Source organism: Bacillus sp. FSL R9-9834 (assembly GCF_038006905.1).
In the GTDB taxonomy this organism is placed as follows: Bacteria; Bacillota; Bacilli; order Bacillales; family Bacillaceae_G; genus Bacillus_A; species Bacillus_A pacificus.
Window position 1 is genome coordinate 2827287 of the sequence record NZ_JBBOWD010000001.1, and the last position, 16995, is coordinate 2844281.

Annotated in this window: 15 protein-coding genes and 1 pseudogene; 3 read left to right on the plus strand and 13 right to left on the minus strand. The window is 35.1% G+C overall.

The genetic code is table 11. The annotated features are described in order from the left end of the window. Positions 1 to 23: 23 nt before the first annotated feature. Positions 24 to 1664, minus strand: a complete 1641-nt coding sequence (locus MKY00_RS14665) for a M20/M25/M40 family metallo-hydrolase (protein ID WP_016717816.1) — start codon at positions 1662 to 1664, stop codon at positions 24 to 26. Positions 1665 to 1739: 75 nt separating this feature from the next. After that, positions 1740 to 2489 (minus strand): IclR family transcriptional regulator, encoded by a 750-nt coding sequence (locus MKY00_RS14670; RefSeq protein WP_000250763.1) that lies wholly within the window; start codon positions 2487 to 2489, stop codon positions 1740 to 1742. Positions 2490 to 2756: 267 nt separating this feature from the next. Here MKY00_RS14670 and MKY00_RS14675 point away from each other — a divergent pair, with 267 nt between their 5' ends. Beyond that, positions 2757 to 4181, plus strand: coding sequence for an amino acid permease (locus tag MKY00_RS14675; RefSeq protein ID WP_016717817.1), 1425 nt, complete (start codon positions 2757 to 2759; stop codon positions 4179 to 4181). Positions 4182 to 4241: 60 nt separating this feature from the next. On the opposite strand, the pseudogene MKY00_RS14680 reads toward MKY00_RS14675, so the two are convergent. The 6 genes and pseudogenes from MKY00_RS14680 to MKY00_RS14705 all read right to left on the minus strand — a co-directional run. Continuing rightward, positions 4242 to 4622 (minus strand): annotated as a pseudogene (locus tag MKY00_RS14680) (RtcB family protein); the annotation flags it as partial. Positions 4623 to 4778: 156 nt separating this feature from the next. After that, positions 4779 to 5858, minus strand: coding sequence for an RNA-guided endonuclease TnpB family protein (locus MKY00_RS14685; RefSeq protein WP_016717819.1), 1080 nt, complete (start codon positions 5856 to 5858; stop codon positions 4779 to 4781). A gap of 5 nt (positions 5859 to 5863) precedes the next feature. Then, positions 5864 to 6265, minus strand: a complete 402-nt coding sequence (gene tnpA, locus MKY00_RS14690; RefSeq protein ID WP_000606465.1) for an IS200/IS605 family transposase — start codon at positions 6263 to 6265, stop codon at positions 5864 to 5866. Positions 6266 to 6714: 449 nt separating this feature from the next. Further along, positions 6715 to 7746 carry a fatty acid desaturase gene (locus MKY00_RS14695; RefSeq protein ID WP_016717820.1) on the minus strand — a complete coding sequence of 344 codons (1032 nt, stop codon included), beginning with the start codon at positions 7744 to 7746 and terminating at the stop codon, positions 6715 to 6717. Between the two features lie 277 nt (positions 7747 to 8023). After that, the gene (locus MKY00_RS14700; protein WP_016717821.1) at positions 8024 to 10408 is read right to left on the minus strand and encodes an immune inhibitor A domain-containing protein; all 2385 of its coding nucleotides are present in this window, start codon (positions 10406 to 10408) and stop codon (positions 8024 to 8026) included. Between the two features lie 256 nt (positions 10409 to 10664). Continuing rightward, entirely contained in the window at positions 10665 to 12326 is a 1662-nt protein-coding gene (locus tag MKY00_RS14705; protein WP_016717822.1) for an alkaline phosphatase, read from the minus strand. 267 nt (positions 12327 to 12593) lie between these two features. Between MKY00_RS14705 and MKY00_RS14710 the strand changes: the two genes are divergently transcribed. Continuing rightward, positions 12594 to 13073, plus strand: coding sequence for a DUF2975 domain-containing protein (locus MKY00_RS14710; RefSeq protein WP_016717823.1), 480 nt, complete (start codon positions 12594 to 12596; stop codon positions 13071 to 13073). A gap of 10 nt (positions 13074 to 13083) precedes the next feature. Further along, positions 13084 to 13299: a helix-turn-helix domain-containing protein gene (locus tag MKY00_RS14715; protein ID WP_000974619.1), complete on the plus strand. Its 216-nt coding sequence runs from the start codon at positions 13084 to 13086 to the stop codon at positions 13297 to 13299. A 40-nt stretch (positions 13300 to 13339) separates the two neighbouring features. Here MKY00_RS14715 and MKY00_RS14720 read toward each other — a convergent pair whose 3' ends face one another. The 5 genes from MKY00_RS14720 to MKY00_RS14740 all read right to left on the minus strand — a co-directional run bounded on the left by MKY00_RS14720 (position 13340) and on the right by MKY00_RS14740 (position 16967). Then, the gene (locus MKY00_RS14720; protein ID WP_000845971.1) at positions 13340 to 13651 is read right to left on the minus strand and encodes a hypothetical protein; all 312 of its coding nucleotides are present in this window, start codon (positions 13649 to 13651) and stop codon (positions 13340 to 13342) included. A 109-nt stretch (positions 13652 to 13760) separates the two neighbouring features. Then, entirely contained in the window at positions 13761 to 14147 is a 387-nt protein-coding gene (locus tag MKY00_RS14725) for a DUF3887 domain-containing protein (protein ID WP_001230585.1), read from the minus strand. A 2-nt stretch (positions 14148 to 14149) separates the two neighbouring features. Next, the gene (locus MKY00_RS14730) at positions 14150 to 14827 is read right to left on the minus strand and encodes a YhfC family glutamic-type intramembrane protease (protein ID WP_016717824.1); all 678 of its coding nucleotides are present in this window, start codon (positions 14825 to 14827) and stop codon (positions 14150 to 14152) included. Between the two features lie 89 nt (positions 14828 to 14916). Next, positions 14917 to 16233: a GHKL domain-containing protein gene (locus MKY00_RS14735; protein WP_016717825.1), complete on the minus strand. Its 1317-nt coding sequence runs from the start codon at positions 16231 to 16233 to the stop codon at positions 14917 to 14919. Further along, a complete protein-coding gene (locus tag MKY00_RS14740; RefSeq protein WP_029141139.1) occupies positions 16233 to 16967 on the minus strand; it encodes a LytR/AlgR family response regulator transcription factor in 735 nt (244 codons plus the stop codon). The genes MKY00_RS14735 and MKY00_RS14740 overlap by 1 nt, the downstream gene beginning before the upstream one ends. Between the last annotated feature and the right edge of the window lie 28 nt (positions 16968 to 16995).

Genomic DNA, 16995 nt, shown 5'->3' on the forward strand with positions numbered 1-16995 from the left:
TAACTTCACTTATCCCTTCCCTACTACGCTTGTGTAATTTTATTAGAAACTAATAATTTTTCAATGCATTTCGGCAACATATCTAATAGCGTTTCAAATGCGTAATTTACATCTAGACGTTCAGTCCATTGATGTGCATCTTTTCCTACCGGCCCCATATTTAAAACTGGAACATCAAACTCTTCTAGTTCCTGAAGTGGAATTGAGTAACCTTTATCCCATAGTGGCATATTGTCTACAAGTGAACTCATTGAATGTAATGGATTTTGTAAGCCCACATAGCTCAAATCTGAAATTCCTCCAAAATAGTTTTGGTTTTCAAATGTAATGTTATGATTGAGGTTTGCATACTTTTCCATTTCTGTAACTACTTCTTTAATTAACGGATTATTGCGTGAACTTACAGCTGGGTAATATGGCGGAGCAAAGAAAAGTACAATCATCGGCGCCTTTTCTTTACATAAAATAGCTAGTTTATCTACTAAATCAATGGTTACCGCACGATCATCTTTCTCTTCTCTATTTTTTATAATGCTAGATTGAATTTCATTTATTTTCTCTTGCCCATGTTGTTCAATTGCATATGCGATAAGCTCTTCATACGTTAATACATTCACCTTCATATTAGGCGGTATAAACGGATTATATTTAGAAAAACGATATGCTTGCTTTTCATATTTCTCTTCTATTTTCTCTGCTACTTTCGTTACTTTTTGACGTAGCAATGAAACGACATCCGTCATTGACTTTTCTAATAAAAACAAATTAAATAATGTGACTGCACGATGCGGAATTTGTACAGAGTAATCCTCCTTTAAGTCCCTTTGAAGTAAATTAGTTGGCGGAGGACTCGCTTCCCCTTCTACAATATCACAAAGGTCTGTATTTAACTCTAATTCTGCTGTTATTAATGAAGCCATATAACTCCCATTTAAGCCTGCAAAAGGTTCACCTACATGTGTTTCTTTACCATAGCAAAGAAAACCAGGTAACACCTTACCAATAGAACCAGTATAAATATATTTCTTTTGATCACCAGGATGTCTTGCAAACATAGGCTCTGAATTTAGTACCGTTTTATACTCTAAATCATGTTCTCTTGCTAATTCTAGTAATCTTGGAATAGCAGCTCTCATCCCTACCGAGTTTACTTCTTCATCTGGTACAGCCAATAAAAGAACATTCCCATCAAACTTTCCTTCGCAAGCTTGCTCAATCATTGCCATTTGTAAAGCTAGACCGCATTTCATGTCCATTGTTCCTCTACCAAACAACCATTCTCCTTGTTCTATATCTTCACGTACATAGTCTGGAAGCTCATCTTTATGAGCATAGAACATAGACGTTAACTTTTTAGGATTGAATGCATCTTCTTTCCACACTCCATAATCCTGTACATCTACAACATCAAAGTGACTTACTAGAATTACGGTATTTTTTGTACGATCGCTTTTCTTTACTAGTGCTGTAACAAAATATCGTCCGTCCCCCGTCGAATTTTTTTGCAAATGGTGCGGATTTTCTTTGAAATACTGTAAATCAGATAATTGTTCCACAACGAAGTCTGGCAATATCACTTCAGCTTCTGTACCTGTAATACTAGGAATTTCAACAAGACTGCTTAATAATTGAATCAATTGTTCTTTTGATTGCCACTTTGACATATATATCCCCCTATTTTTCCGCATTATGAAAATCAATTCCAGTATATGAATAAAAAATGACGACAGTTATCAAAATTATAGTTCTGATGTACTGCCGATTTTTATTGATATTTCATGAGCTGCTTGTTTCACCTTACTAATAAGAAAAGAAAGTCGATCATCATTAATGCGATGACTAATTAACCCAACACTTAATGCTCCTACTACTTTATGATTAAATCCGATAATAGGTGCAGCTACTGAAGCTGTCCCTTCTGTTTTTTCTCCATAACTGACAGCATATCCTTCGTTTCTTATTTGGTTTATTTGCTCAAGAAGAATTTGCTTTTGTTCTGGTAAAGCAGAAAGTAGCTGCTCAACAATATATTCCATTTCATTCTGTTTCATATTGGCTAGCATCGTTTTATTTGCGGCACCAATTGAAAGAGGAATTTGTTCCCCTAGATTATCAATAACTCGAATTTTTAAAGGGCTATCCATTCTTTCAATGATAATAGAATGTGTTCCATTTGGAATGTTCAAATAAACACTTTCTTCCACCTCATAGGCCAATCGCTTCATTACTTCTCTTGCGACTGATCTGTAGTCTACCTTCTCCAATTGTCGTAATCCTATTTCCATCCACATGGGCCCAATTTTGTACTGTTTCGTTTCTGAAATTTGCATAACTAGCCCATGCTCGATTAGAGAATTAAGTAATCTATGTACTGTACTAACTGGGAGATGTGTTCTGTCCGCTATATCAGAAATGGCCCAATACTCTTTTTCATTAGTAGAATTTAATAACTTTATAATACTTATCGCTCGATCAATGGACTGTACCATAACTCACCTCTACTTCACTTGTAATATATTAGTACGCTCAATTACCTATCAATTTAACAAAAATCCGAAATGAAATCAATCCATTTATTCAATTTTCTAAAAATAAAAATATGCTGCGAACAATAATTTGAAAGCGCAAACAAAAAAATATTGACTTTTCTTTTTAATTATCTGAAAATTATAACAAGATTTCACATCACGGAATATATTCCATAATACGGAAAAACATCAAACTTTATTCTATCAACTACGAAAGTGAGGAAAACAATGGCGCAAGTAAATAATACAAACAATGAATTAAAACGTACGATGAAAAGTAGACACTTATTCATGATTGCACTCGGTGGTGTGATTGGAACGGGGTTATTTAACGGATCTGGCTTTATTATAAGTCAAGCTGGACCTGGTGGATCCGTACTTGCCTTTATGGCCGGTGGATTATTAATGTATTTCGTTATGCTATGTCTTGGTGAGCTTGCTGTAGCCATGCCTGTTTCAGGTTCATTCCAGGAATATGCCACTAAGTTTATCAATCCTGCAACTGGCTTTACAATCGGATGGTTGTATTGGTTAAGCTGGGCAAATACAACCGGCCTTGAATTTACAACTGCCGGCATTACAATGCAGCGCTGGTTTCCTGATATTCCTGTTTGGGTTTGGTGTTTACTATTTGGCGTTACGATCTTCACGATTAACGCATTATCTGCTCGTAGTTATGCAGAAACAGAATTTTGGTTTTCAAGTATAAAAGTATCTGCCATTATCGCTTTTATTATTCTTGGCGGCGCCGCTATGTTCGGTTTTATCGATTTAAAAGGCGACGAACCAGCTCCGCTATTATCAAATTTCGTAAATCATGGTGGTTTATTCCCAAATGGACTTGCCGCTATTCTATTAACAATGGTTACAGTCAATTATTCCTTCCAAGGTACAGAACTTGTCGGAATCGCAGCAGGTGAAAGTGAAGATCCAGCAAAAACTTTACCTCGTTCTATTAGAAATATTATATGGCGCACGATGTTTTTCTTCGTCTTAGCAATCTTTGTTCTCGTTGCTTTAATTCCTTGGGAAGAAGCAGGATTAACAAAAAGTCCGTTCGTTGCTGTATTTGATAATATCGGTATTCCATATGCCGCTGATATTATGAACTTTGTTATTCTTACTGCTGTTCTTTCTGTTGCAAACTCAGGACTATACGCGGCAACTCGCATGCTTTGGTCATTATCCAAAAATGAAATGGCTCCAGCCTTTTTAAAGAAATTATCATCACGAGGAATACCTTTGAATGCTTTAATTATGACAATTGCTATTTCTGCTTTTTCTCTTTTAACAAGCGTTGTAGCTGCTGAAACGGTTTACTTATGGCTAATTTCCATTTCTGGAGTTATAACAATCATTGTTTGGATGTCAATTTGTGTCTCTCAATTCTTTTTCCGTAAACATTATGTAGCAGGCGGCGGAAAATTAGAAGACTTAAAGTTCAAAACTCCACTTTATCCACTTGTACCAATACTTGGTTTTGGATTGTACGGCATTATATTAATCAGTCTAATCTTTATCCCAGAACAACGACTTGGAATCTATTGCACTGTACCATTTATTATCTTTTGCTACACTTATTATCACTTAAAAGTTAAGAAAAGAATTTCTACTAACACTAATAGTGAGACTAAAATTAGCGAGACGATGTAATACCCTGCTTATATAAAAGACCGCACATGGCTTTCACTTCATGTGCGGTCTTTTATCATTTTAATTCGCTTTAAAATTATATAATGGCTTAATAATATGCTTTATATCTATTGTCTCTTTCGTATTTTCGATAATTTCACCCATTGGCTTATATACCATTGGTGCCTCATCAATTGTGCTTTCTACTACTGATGTAGTCCACACCTCTGTCATCGTATTTTGAAATTCCTCTAGACTCAATGATTCTTTAGCCTTCTTACGACTCATAATACGTCCTGCCCCGTGCGGACCAGAAAAGTTCCAGTCTGGATTACCTTTACCAAATGCAATAATTGAACCATCTCTCATGTTAATTGGAATAATGACTCGTTCATCTTTCTGAGCTGAAATAGCACCTTTTCGTAGAATCATATTTTCTATGTCTATATAGTTATGTATTGTATTGAGACTCCCACGACTAAAGTCGCAAGCCCTAATCCTTACGAATTGACGGGTGGGATTCTTGAATGACTAAACGTTCGCAGTCCATTTCTGTTTTGAACAGACTTCAAGATGAGGGCATCTCATTGCCCCTCCTAAGACAGTGCGTATAGCATCTTAGGCTGATTGACTGTTACCATCAATCACAGTTGCGTAGCGAATATTCATCGCCCCAACAATATCACGATGTTTCTCAAATCCACATCGGCACTTGTATTTTCTGTCTGGTGCTTTGTTCTTTTCAGAACATTTCGGACATGTTTGACTTGTATAAGCAGGGTTCACATATTCTACTTTAATACCAACTAAATTCGCTTTGTATTCAATGAACTGTGCTAAACGATAGAATGACCAAGTGTGTAGATTTTTCTCGTTTTTACGGCTTGTTCTTGCCGTCTGTCTAATATTCGTTAGTTGTTCTAAACGAATAACAGAAATGTTATTATCGGTTGCAAAGTCAATGATTTCACGACTTACTTTGTGGTCTTGGTCTTGCATCCATCTTTGTTCTTTATCATCAAGTTGTCGAATGGCATTTAATTTCTTATTTTCACCTAACTTCTTACGAACACTACGAAACTTACGTTTCATATATTTGTTTTGTCTACCATTGCCGAAGAAACGAACTTTATCATCGTCTGTGATGGCTACCGCAGGGACCTTAAGACCTAAATCTACCCCTAAAATCTTCGTTCCTGTTTTTTCATTTGTAGGAATCGTGACAGATATTTGAGCAATCCACTTATTAGATTTCTTCGTGATACGAAGTGTACCTAACTTGTGTGTTAACAAATTAAAATTGCGATTATATTTATCAGTTAATAAAGCACGAACCTTTAAGCGAGTTGATTTTCCATTTACCATGAGTGGAACTGAAATGTGCATGAAGTCAAACGAATAGTTTTGATTGTTCCATACACAAACAGGTCTCTTTAGAATCGGAATAACTTTGTATTTACTTTTTTTCACCTTTGTAGAAAACACACTTTTAGCGTCTTTAATTGCTTGGTTCTTCACTGCGCTTGGAAGATTAGCTTCAACATCTTTTGTACTTTTCTTAGTGCTCTTCTTCGCTTCAGCCATTTCAGATACAAGTGTATTAATGACTTTGATATACTCATAGCTACTTTGTTCCAATAACTGAATTTGTTCTTTTGTTGGAAGCAATTTAACTTTGACTGTGATTGTTTGTGACACAATTTTCACCCCCTCGTCTTTTGATTTTCAACATACTGTTTAATTGTCTCAGTCGATACATTTCCAGCAGTAGAAACAAAATAGGAACGTGTCCATAGACTTGGCAAGTGTTGAAGATGAGGAAACTCTCCTCTCAAACGCTTCGATGTCACTCCTTTAATTTTCGCCATTGTGTCAGCAGGACTAAGTGTTGGTAGTGTATTTAAGAACAAATGAACGTGGTCTTTGTCGCATTCCATTGCGACAATAGCAACATCCATTTCTCCGCATATTTCTTGAACCAACTCTTTGAAACGTTCTTCTACTTTTGTGTTAAGAAAAATCTTTCTTCTGTATCGCGGGCAAAACACAAAATGGTAGTTAATTAATGACACAGTTGTTTTGGTTCTTCTATAATCATTTATCATATTCACATTGTATCAGTTTTACTTTTAAACTACACCACAAAAGATACCAATATTTTGGATACTTAAAGTACCACAAACTTAGCGATTTTTAGTGGTACTCCGTATCCAACCTCACTTTCATCCCATGCCTAAAGGCGATGGGCTTTCCCGTTCGGAAAGGGCTGTAATTTCAACATCTTTCCTGTCCCTTCCTTTTGAAAGAATTATTTTATTACGTTGTTTCTGTTCTTATCATTACTCTCCTCTACCTTCTGCTTTCCATTATATATGTATGATATCCTTCACAATAATAAAAAATAATGATGTTTTATCTTGTTTACATAATATGATTACCGTACCCCTGAATTTATACCTACATATGAGTATTCCACGTCCTCAATATCCGTTATATATAACAAAAACTCCCCTTAAATCGAAAATGATTAAGGGGAGTTTTATAGCCGATGAAATTATAATTCCGATTTCACCCGAACAGAAACATTATTTTTAATTATATTTTTTACATCTTTAAAGCTAACAAAATTGTTACTTTTCTCATCCCAAAGACGGAAACGTAGTGATTGTAAGCTTGTAGCAAGTGTAATTGTTGGTACATTTTTTAACGGAAGCGTATTATTGTGTGCCTCTTCTAGCTTATAATTAGGTACTCTTGGGCTTAAATGGTGAACATGATGGAATCCAATATTACCAGTTAAGAATTGCAAGATTTTTGGAAGTTTATAAAATGAACTTCCTTCTACTGCCGCTTTTACATATTCCCAATCTTTATCCTCTTCAAAATAAGAATCCTCAAAAGTGTGCTGTACGTAAAACAGCCAAATCCCTACTGAACCTGCTATTAAGAATATCGTACCGTGTACGAACAGAAACGATTGCCACCCTATTGCCCAGCAAAGTATTGCTACTACAGCAACGATAATAATATTCGTCAAATACGTATTCATACGTTCTTTCTGTCTTGCACCTTTTCGGTTAAATCTATTTTTAAGCAAGAAAACATAAATCGGACCTAATCCAAACATAACGAATGGATTGCGATATAAACGATATGCTAAACGAAGTCTAAATGGTGCAGCTACATATTCATCGACTGTAAGCGTCCAAATATCTCCTGTACCTCGCTTATCTAAATTACCACTTGTAGCATGATGAATCGCATGCTCATGCCCCCATTGATCAAATGGGAATAACGTTAACACACCCATACATGTCCCTACTATTCTATTAGCAGTTCGACTTTTAAAGAATGAATAATGGGTACAATCATGAAAAATTATGAAAATTCGCGTCATAAAACCAGCAGCTAACAAAGATGGAACTAATGCTAACAGATAAGAAACAGACAAACTTTTATAAGCGAGGTACCATAAAATAACAAATGGCACGACTGTGTTAATAAGTTGCCACACACTTTTTTTAATCGTTGATTTTTCATACGGAGCAACTTGTTTTTTTAAATTTTTAGTATTTTCTAATGTCATTTTTCTAATTCCTTTCCTTTTTGTTGCTAATTCATATTATAGCATACTATTAGTATCAGGTGTTAAAAGTAGATATAATAAATATTATATACTATAAAAATCTCTTTTTTCTTACTCAATACTTACAAATTACTTACTCCCAAAATAGCGCTATAATTGGACAAATGGAGCATTTCATTTATAAAATGAACTTCTACAAACTTTTTCACAAGCAGAAAAGAGCTGCCATAAGTCAGTTTCACCGGCTTATGGCAGCTCCTCTTCATTTCCTTTTATTTTATCGATGGATCCAAACTGCACCTGCAGACTTGTCTTCAGCTTGACCTACTACTTCAAACTTCAATCCTAGTTTAGGTAACTTACGTCCCGCATCTGGAATAACGCTGTTGATGTATTGCTTAGAATCATCAAATTTTGCAACTCCTGGTAATCCTTTATAGTCAAAGATACCGCGAGTTGGTGAATTTACTTTCCATGCTGGCGTTTGATCAAATGAGAATGCCGCATCGGCAATTTGATAACGTGTACTGCTCTTCACAGTAGGTTGTCCGTTTAATGTTCCTACGATTGCCTCTGGATGAGAATCTACTACTCCAAGGAACCCTTCACCTGGATGAACGCCTACCCAGTTATCTGTAAAGCTTTGATCCGCATACCATACAACCATTCCTGTATTAAATACTGGACCACGTGCATATTGTAATGCAGTATCAGACCCAGCGTAATTACGCCACTCGATATAGTAGTTATGTTTTTTCTGTTCAAATCCGTTAGACACAGTAAATCCTTTTAATGTCATTGCTGGCTGGCCTTCTGCGTCATCAGAGAAAACAACTTTTCCATCTACAGTTAATGCTGCATTGTCTAACGCAAATCCTTTATATGCTACTGCAATATCTGTTACATACTCAAATTGCAGTTTTACTTTCTTTCCTTTGAATTGATTTAAATCATATGATTTATCAACCCACTTACCATCCGTTGTATCTATACCACCTTTTACATCTTTTTCACCCATTCGATCAATGCGTGTCTTCGTTCCATCTTCTGCAATCGCATATACGTCAAGGAAATCATACTTCGCTTCCAGTTCATAAAATGCTTTATAATCAAACTTAGCATCCGTTGCAGTCGTTAAGTCAAATACTGGTGTCTCAAGTGTTGTATGAATGTCATTTCCTTTCGTGCTGTAATAAAACTTCTTACCAAATGCTGACTCAATATTTTTTATATCTTTGTCTGGCAAGTTAACACGAATGATTCCTGGTCGTTTTGATTTTGTCACACTTTGATCTAAATATGTTGCAGTACCGATTCCCGTACGAAGTTTATCATAATCTACCTCAACAATATTCGCCCAGTTCCCCTTCATATTTTTTTGGAAAAACTCTTTATTTTGCGGTGAGAAACTTGTTGGCTCTGTACCTGCAATTTTTCCTGCCCAGCTACCGCCGCTCATTATAGACCATGATTCAACTGGTTCACCTTGTCCTGAATACTTTGTATCATATTCATCTGGTAAGCCTAAATCATGACCATACTCATGTGCAAACACACCAACCGCTCCGTCTTCAGGCTCGATTGTATAATCGTATGCAGCCATCTTTCCGCCCCAGTTCGAAACAGAAGATTTTGTACCATCAATCGCATATGGCTTCGACCCTAGTTTTGAACGATGAGACCAAATTGCATCATCTTTCAATTTACCACCGCCAGCTTCTTGACCCACGCCTGCATGTACTACCATTAAATGATCAATAATTCCATCTGGCTCATTTTTATTTCCATCACCATCTTGATCGTATTGATCAAATTGGTCATAATCTGCTAAATTGATACCTTTTGCTACCGCTGCTTTTAATGCTTCTTTCACAAGATCTTTTGGTCCTAAAGGTCCCTTGTTATCATGGCCAGTTCCCGCATCAGCACCGTAATCTGACGCTTTTCCTGGAACAGTAAGCCATTCCGTTACAGTTCCATCAACTGTGTAGCTTCCGCCAGATTGTTCTTCATAATATTGTTTAAATGTATTAATCTTCGATCCATCAAATAACGTAAATGGCTCATCACCAAATAGCATTTTTTGATAATGTTCACGATTAAAGTCCTTAGAATACATATAACCCGGTTCTTGATCAATATTATTATGCTTAAAATCGCTAAATTCTACGAGTAATACAAGTACTTTATCTTTTCGAACAGCCCCATTGTACTCAGCTTGCTTCGCTGGTGTAGTCGGTACTTTTCCATTTAATTTTCCTGGGTTCAATCCTAGACCTTGCCCAGCTACTGATCCTACTTCGGGTTGCTGCGCCTGTTCATTTTCCTTCATTTTTGCATCTTTTACTTTTTTCATAAAATCTGAAGCTTCTTGCGTAAGATTATCTCCTGTCAAGATTTCTTTTCCAGGGTTTTCCCCTTTCTTTTTCTCAACATATTTTTCGACAGCCTTTGATGTCTCAACTTGTGATGCAGATTGATCGATTACTCCCCGTTGCTTCAGCGCTTCTGCCAAGCGTTCCTCTGGTATTAAATGTTCATCAATTGGTAGAGATGGTGGCGTATCAGCATACGCTGCATGACTTCCAAAAGCAAACGTACTACTTAGCACTGCTGCTGTTGTTAATACCGCTAAAGGTTTTAATTTCTTTTTCTTTTTCAATGTATTTCCTCCCCAGTGTCTGCAAATTATCGATTTTTGCCGATAGCAATATAATATTCGTTATAATACGAATATTCAATCTTTTTAAAGTACTAAAATGTTGAGAAATATTTTTTCTAGGATGAAAAACATAAATAGGTGAATTTACAGGAAGTTCACTCTAGAATTTGTGGTTCTCTTTCCTCTTTTTTCAAGTGAAATCTCATCTACACAAAAATGCCAATTCCTAAGTAGTAGCTAAGGAATTGGCGTTTTTTTAACGAGAATGCTTCATGAATAAACGACTTGCTTCTTCTGGTACATAGAATTTACCATTGCTTTCTACAACAACACTTCCTAATTCATAATCTTTATTCTTAATACGAATTATATTTTTGTTAACAAATAATTGAGCTGTTACATTATTACGTTTTACTATGAGCACAGGATTTACTGCATCAGTATTATCTACTGTTACAGTTGCACCATTCTGCTTAAAGGCTAATTCACTCTCTACAAATAATTTGTTTGTTACTTCTTCTAAATTAAAGCCCATCGCTTTCGCCATTGTCTTTGCAACGTCCGTGTTTTGAATCAAACCAACTGGCTTTTGAGGACCGTATGAATATAAAAATACATCCTCACCAGTATGCCCTCCTGTTGTGAAGCCTATGTTCGCACGGTTAGCCAATAATGTAGTGAAAATTGGACCTACATCTATTTTCTTTTTAACCACTTTTAACCTTTCTTTTTCATCATAAGTTAAATTGTCCAACCCGTATAATTTAGCTACCTCTTCTACATTGGATATATCAGATTTCAAATTATTGATAGTCCCTTCAAGTGTCATTTTCGCTTTTTTCAACGGATCAATATATGTAGAGACCGGCGTAGTATTATAACCTTTTGTCGTATTCATATTGCCAATAGAAATACCGCTGTTACCATGGTCCGCTACGGCTATTAGCATCGTATTACCATCTTTTTTTGCAAATCTTAATGCTTCTGCAACTGCATTATCAAATGCCAATACATCACTAATCATCCCAATTGGATCATTCACATGTGCAGCCCAATCTGGCTTACTTCCTTCCACAAATAAAAAGAACCCATCTTTATCTTTTGATAACGTTTGAATTGCTTTTTCCGTCATTTGCGAAAGTGTTGGTTGCTCCGGATTTGTTGCTTCACGATCCATATCAAACGCTAAGGCATTATGTGAGAAAGAGCCCCAAATTTTATTAGATTTAGAGTTCAATAATTCATTTTTCGTTTCAACAAAGTCGTATTCTTTGTTTTGAATCACCTTTACTAAATCTTCACCATCTTTTCTTTTTATAGGTAGCAGTGCCGCTTTTCCCCCGCCTAATACGACATCTATATTTTGATACACTTGTTGCTCCGCAATTACGTCAAAATGCTTGCGGTTTACATGGTGAGCAGAGAATCCAGCGGGAGTAGCATGCTGAATTTCAGCTGTAGCAACAATTCCAGTTGCGCGACCAGTACGTTTCGCACCTTCTAAAACATTGGCAACTGGACGTAACTTATCCTCTTCTTTTATTGATTTTAAGCCAGGTGAACTCACAATAGTAGGTAATACCCCTACATATCCAGAATTCGATTTATTCCCCGTCGCTAAAGCTGTAGCTGCTGGAGCTGAGTCTGTTATAGCTGATTCCGCCGAATATGTACGAACTCCTCCTGTTACAATTTCATCTAATGCAAGTGGTTTCCCTTTATACAAGCGAGCTAATGTAGTTGCTGAAGAACTCGTTCCGTCCATAACCATTATGATTACATTTTTCGGTTGACGTTCTACTTTTTTCACTTTCGCTTCCACCGTATGATCATCCATCATACTTTCAGTACATAACATACTTAGTGTGATCGTTCCTACTAACAGTAACTTCTTCATCTTTAAACCCAATACAAACATGATTGCGCCTCCATTAGTTTCACATTCATTTACATACAAAATTCTGACTGCCTACATATGTTTTATTAGTTCCCAATTTTTCTAAAGCTAACAATAGTAACTTTCTTATTCATTACATCTCGGTATAGTTCATCTATCTTATAAAGAAGATTTTTCATTATTAACTTGTTAAACAATAAATCCCCAATCGAATTAAATAAAAATTTATTGTTTAACAATAAATTTCGTGGTAAATTAATAAGATATTAAATAAATGAGGTGCTTTTTATGAAACAAGGATCAACACTCTTCCTAAAGACAGCTGTGATTCTGATGGGTATCCCTGTTCTTGCTATGTGCATTTTTTTAGTTCCTAAAATAGGAAACTTCGCTGCTGAACTATATCCTGATATTGCATATATTAAATATCTTGTATTTATCAACTTATACGCAACAGCAATACCTTATTATTTTGCTTTGTACCAAACATTTAAGCTTTTAAACTATATTGATAAGAACAATGCATTCTCAGAACTATCTGTTAAAGCCTTAAAAAATATTAAGTACAGCGCACTAGCAATTAGTGTATTATATGTATTAGGTATGCCACTTTTCTATCTTGTGGCAGAGAGAGATGACGCCCCTGGCATTATTATTGGAATGATTATGATTTTTGCTTCAATGGTAATCGCGGTCTTTGCTGCCGTTCTCCAAAGACTATTAAAAGATGCGATAGATATAAAATCAGAAAATGATTTAACGGTCTGAGGTGAATAATATGGCAATTATTATTAATATTGATGTAATGTTAGCGAAAAGAAAAATGAGTGTAACAGAGCTTTCGGAGAAGGTTGGAATTACAATGGCTAACCTTTCTATTTTGAAAAACGGAAAAGCAAAAGCAGTTCGGTTTTCAACTTTAGAAGCCATTTGTAAAGCATTAGAATGCCAACCTGGGGATATTTTAGAATATCAACCTGAAGATACCGAATAAAAAGAGTCCTTCATACGAGAAGGACTCTTTTTATTGCATATTACGGCGCAAAACTAATTTGACCAGTAAACAATAAGATAATTGCGATGATCCAAAATATAAAAAATGATGAGGACAGTATGAATGAAAGAATAGCAATCCCCTTCTTCTCTGTTTTTTTCGTCATTGTAATGATAGAAAGTATGATACCTGCAACTGTCAGGGCAACTGTAATATAATCTCCCACTATATTACCTGCATTCGCTATCCTTGTTGGCGTTATAAAAACGAACAGAAAACATAAAATACCGATGAGTAAACATATGTAGCTTATTATACTGTACTTCTTTTTAGGAACTAGTTCAGTTTTCATACTAACTCACTCCTTCTATATAGCTATAAGTTCATATTAGCACAAATAACCATAATTTGGTTAAATCATAAAAAACAGATACAGCGGAAACTTCCACTGTATCTGTTTTTTATTTAATAACTAAACCTGCTATTTCTTCTTTATCATTATAAGTTATAATGAATGTCCGTTGTTCTTTACTATATTTTGCTACAAGAATAACAGTATATAAGCCATCTTTTTCTTCAATCGATTGTTTTTCAATTTTTTCGAATGTACCAGCTTTCTCTATTATAGGTGTAAGATCTTTCATCTTTTCTTCTGACAATGCAGCTTTCATTTTACTATCAAATTTTTCACGCACGTCTTTATACTTTGCCTCATTTAATAATGATACAATTTCTTCCGCCTTTGGAATAAACTTTTTTGACGTACTTTCATCTACTTTATTACCGGTACATGCCGCGAGCGCGAACGCCGCGATAGCACTTATAATAATAAGTAACATTTTTCTCATTTTCATACACCCTTTCTTTTTAAAATGAAACTATAACTAAAAACGAGTAACGCACAAATTGCTATTGAAATTTCTGATATAATGATCCCGCTTTTTCCTGGTACATAAAGTGATATAATGCCCGCTATTGCATTTGCAGCCCCATGGATGAGAATTGCATATACAACATAACGAAATTTTTTTTGGACGACAGCTTGTAATACAATGAAGGAAAGCCCAACATGTAATACCATCGCAAAAATACGCTCAATGCCGCCGAAATAGTAACTGTCACCATTTTGAATGACTGTTTGTGAAAATAATAGGGATATTACTGGGATGCCAACTATTAACACTGCCTCAATACCACCATGTCCTGCCCCAAATAAAAAACCAGACTGCCAATCTCGTTGTTTCATAAAATAGCGCATGGCGATAAAACGAGCTACCTCTTCAAAAATTCCAGCTGATAAACTAAACAAAAGCGCAAATAGGACAGGCTGCATAACAGAAAACATTTGAAAATCTGTGCTAGTTCCATTTATATAATTCAGTATTGGTATACGAATCAATATTTGTGATACAACAAAAGCCAATACCCCTAACATATATGGAATATAGCGTTTCTTCCAAACAGCATATAAAAGTGCAATAAGCGGTAAACCAAAGCTAATCATTACTGTAAAAATAAGACCATTCATCTCGCTTCACCTCTTACTTGAAGTGTATAAAAACGAGTGAAAAAAGTATGTAGTTATTTCCTATTCGGTTACATTTTCATCATAGATGGTTATTTCATCTCTTTTAATATAAATGTTTGCGTGAAATAAGGACTTACATAAGTTGTTTCTAACGTCGCATTATTTGTTTTATTCATGATCCGTTTTAATGAGAATAGCCCGTATCCTCTAGTCCCTTCTTTACTTGAATGGTTTTTTTCATAAATTTTTTGCAAATCAATCCCTTCACTCTTTGAACTATTACGCACGATGAAATATTGTCGTGAATCCATTTTAAAGAATGCGATTTGCAATATCTTCTCCTCACTTTGTACTGCTTCTTCAATTGCATTGTCTACTAAAACTGAAATGATGCGAATAAATGAAATAATCGCCATCGAAACACTTTCAATGTTCTCTGGTATATCAAGCATTACTTTTATTTGTTGCTGCTGGGCAGTACCGACTTTCGCTCTTAATACACTCCTTACTTCAGGAATATGTATGCGAGATAATTTTGCGATATCAAGTTCATGATCATTTATTGTTTTTAATGTGGGAGCAATAACATCGTAGTACACTTGCTCAATTTCTTTCACATTTTTTGTACGTATTCCCTCTTCTAACGATAGTAATACATTCATATAATCATGACGGAAACTAGCAAGCTCATCATGCATATTCTCTAATTTCTCCACATAATCTAATAACTCTTTATCTAAACGTTTTTCATGCTCTTCTCGTAACTTTTCTTTCGATAAATGTGAGCTTATTAGTACAATGATTAGTAATAATAAAAAAATAATAATCGCTGAATTATAACTTACTTCACTGTATTGTTGATTTATTTTTGCTAAAAACTCAGTTGACGGCTGAGTTAAAATTAGTTCAATAATAAACCCGACAATTAATAATATGTAAGTTATATAATATAACGGACTACTTACTATATATTGAGCAATTTTTTGAATTCTTTTACGCGCTAATAGAATACCGATAAAAGTAAGTGTCGTTACGGTAAGATGAATCACACTTCCTGTCCATAAATATAAATTAAATGGCGTTAACATAAAGAGTTTCATTCCTAAATCCAAAAGCAACATTTTTACTAACGTTATAATCACCATGCTCACTAGTGCAAAATATACATTATGCTTAAGTTTTAGTTCATTTTGCATTAATCCTAAACTTATTAAAAATAACACAATCGTACTATTCAATTCTGGATATCTCGTTACTGTTACGACAATAGCAAGTAAAATAATGAATACCGCACTTAAAGCTATTAACATTCTAACTGACAATCTGTTGTACCGGATTAATTGTATGTATAAAAACGTATGACACATACTAGTAAGCAGTATTGCAAATAAATCATAAATATACATTACATCTCACCCTTTAACATGTTACGTACTTTACTCACTAAACGACGTGATACCGGAATACGTTTCCCGCTTTTTAAAACTATCATTTTTTGCTTCGTATCATAAGAAGACATTTGCTTCGTATTCACGATATAGGATTGATGACAACGAAATAAACGTTCATCTATTATTTCTATCTCCTTTAATGCTCCATAAAAATAAACGATTCGCCCCAACGTCACTAATGCTAACCGGTGCGGTTCATCAGTCATAACATATTCAACTTCATGAAAAGGAACCCGCACAGTGGCATTACTATTTTCAACGATAAAGTCATCCGACGGAATAATATGCTTATTTCTTGCTTCATATTGAAGTAAACATTGTTCAAAAACTTTATATCTCTCCTCGTATGGCAACCCTTTATCAATAAAAGTTAAAGCTGATACCATGTATTGATATGAAATAGGTGCAAATTCAGAATGCGTCGTTACAAAAACAATAATTCCTTGCGTATCATACTTTCGTATCTCTTGTGCTACTTGTAACCCTTTACGCTCTTCCCTTTTAATCTCTATATCTAAAAAATAGATTGGGACATACTTCGCCTTCGGAATATTAGTAATAATATTTTCACTTTTACTAGTCACCTCAATAAAATCAAAAGGCAACCTATATTTCTCGCAAATCTCTTCAACTAGCCGCTTCATTTGCTGTGCTTGTATGACATCGTCTTCTAAAATGAAAATACTCATGTGATCACTCGCTTTATTGAAATCTATT